The 1660-nt window shown below is 74.9% G+C and carries 3 protein-coding genes; 2 read left to right on the top strand and 1 reads right to left on the bottom strand.

Going from position 1 to position 1660, the window contains the following annotated elements:
* The coding region (locus tag GQQ92_RS16415; protein ID WP_157000382.1) for a TM2 domain-containing protein at positions 1-603 on the top strand (603 nt) is incomplete at its 5' end.
* 9 nt (positions 604-612) lie between these two features.
* The gene (locus tag GQQ92_RS16420) at positions 613-906 is read left to right on the top strand and encodes a DUF1905 domain-containing protein (RefSeq protein ID WP_157000383.1); all 294 of its coding nucleotides are present in this window, start codon (positions 613-615) and stop codon (positions 904-906) included.
* A 423-nt stretch (positions 907-1329) separates the two neighbouring features.
* Here GQQ92_RS16420 and GQQ92_RS16425 read toward each other — a convergent pair whose 3' ends face one another.
* The gene (locus tag GQQ92_RS16425) at positions 1330-1509 is read right to left on the bottom strand and encodes a hypothetical protein (protein WP_156999337.1); all 180 of its coding nucleotides are present in this window, start codon (positions 1507-1509) and stop codon (positions 1330-1332) included.
* Between the last annotated feature and the right edge of the window lie 151 nt (positions 1510-1660).

The raw sequence follows: 1660 nt of genomic DNA on the forward strand, positions 1-1660 counted from the left end.
ATGCCGCCCGCGGCCCCCGCGGCCCCCGGGCAGCCCGAGCCGCCGCGGCCGCCGCAGGCGCAGACCCCGGTGCCGGCGCCCGTCGCCGCGACGCCCGGGCTCACGATGACCTCCTCCTCGCCCGAGTTCGTCTCCGACACGCTCCGCGCCCCGTCGTTCTCGCCCCCGCCCGTGCTGCACGCGCCGAACGAGCACACGACGGCGCCGTTGCCGCCGAACGACGACCGCGCCGCGGCATCCGCCCGGTCCGTCGCGACGGCCGAACCCGGCGAGCGAACGTTCCTGCTGACCTGGCTGTTCGCGCTGCTGCTCGGTTCGCTCGGCGCCGACCGCTTCTACCTCGGCAAGATCGGCACGGCCGTGGCGAAGCTCCTCACGGCGGGCGGCTTCGGCGTGTGGACGCTCGTCGACCTCGTGCTCGTGCTCACGGGGGCGCAGCGCGACCGCGAGGGCCGCACGCTCAGCGGGTACGACGAGCACCGCCGGCTCGCGTGGATCGTCTCGGGCGCCGTCGTCGGACTCGGCGTGCTCGCCGCGATCGGCGTGAGCGTCGCGGTTGCAAGCCTGTCGGCGAGCCTCGGCGCCGTCGGCGGTCTCGGCTAGCCTTCGGGCATGCGCTTCGAGTTCACGGCACCGCTCTGGGAGTGGTCGTCGCAGGCCAACTGGTACTTCGTGACGGTGCCCGAGGCGGCATCCGAAGACATCCGCGAGATCCCGCGACCGCCGCGCGGCTTCGGGTCCGTGCGCGTGCGCGTGACCGTCGGCGGGTCGACGTGGTCGACCTCGGTGTTTCCCGACTCGACGGTCGGGTGCTACGTGCTGCCCGTGAAGAAGGCAGTGCGCACCGCTGAGGGGCTGGTCGCCGGCGGCGACGTGCCGGTCTCGCTCACGGTGCTCAACCTCTGAGACCGCGCCATCGTCGACTTCGACTGGCCCGACTTCGGCACGAGCGGGGCGTTCGACGGCAAGGTGAAGTACACGCGAGATGAGTACCTCGCCGGGCGCGATGCCGGCGAGGTCATGTGGCTCGAGAAGCAGCGCGAGCGGAGGCTGAAGCGGGGACATGGGAGGGATGTCGCCCGGTGGGTCTGATCGGACATCACCGGGTACGCCGATGGGCTGCGCCGGGAGTTGCTCGCGGCAGGACTCCCCCGCGCGCGGTCGTAGCCCGCGCCGCCCGCGCCGCGCGCTGCCCTCGAGTGCGCGCTTTCCCGACGAGTGCGCGCGGCGCGGGGTGCTCGCTCGTCCGGATCGCGCTCGCTCGGGGCCGGCGGCCGTGCGCGGGCGGGGCGCGGGTCGCGCTGCCGCGCCGCGATCGCGCCCCGGCGCTCAGGCCATGAGGTCGCGCAGCAGCTCGCCCCATTCGAAGCCGCACTCGCGGCAGTCGAAGAGCGGGTCGCCGCCGCTGAGGGTGATCAGGTCGGCCACGCGCACGGCCTCTGAGCCGCAGCGCGGGCAGAGCTCGTCGGCCACCTCGGGCACCAGGGTCTGCTGCATCTGCTTCGTCATGGAGCACACGGTACGCGCGGCCACCGACATCGCTCGCCGCACACGCCAGCACGGCCGCGCGCCGGTGCGCCCGCACGCCGCCGCGCCCGCACGCCGGTGCGCCCGCGTGCCGAGACGGGCGTCCCGACCGGCCGGCCTCAGCCCGCGCTGC

The sequence above is a fragment of the Agromyces terreus genome (genome assembly GCF_009749465.1).
GTDB classification, from domain to species: domain Bacteria; phylum Actinomycetota; class Actinomycetes; order Actinomycetales; family Microbacteriaceae; genus Agromyces; species Agromyces terreus.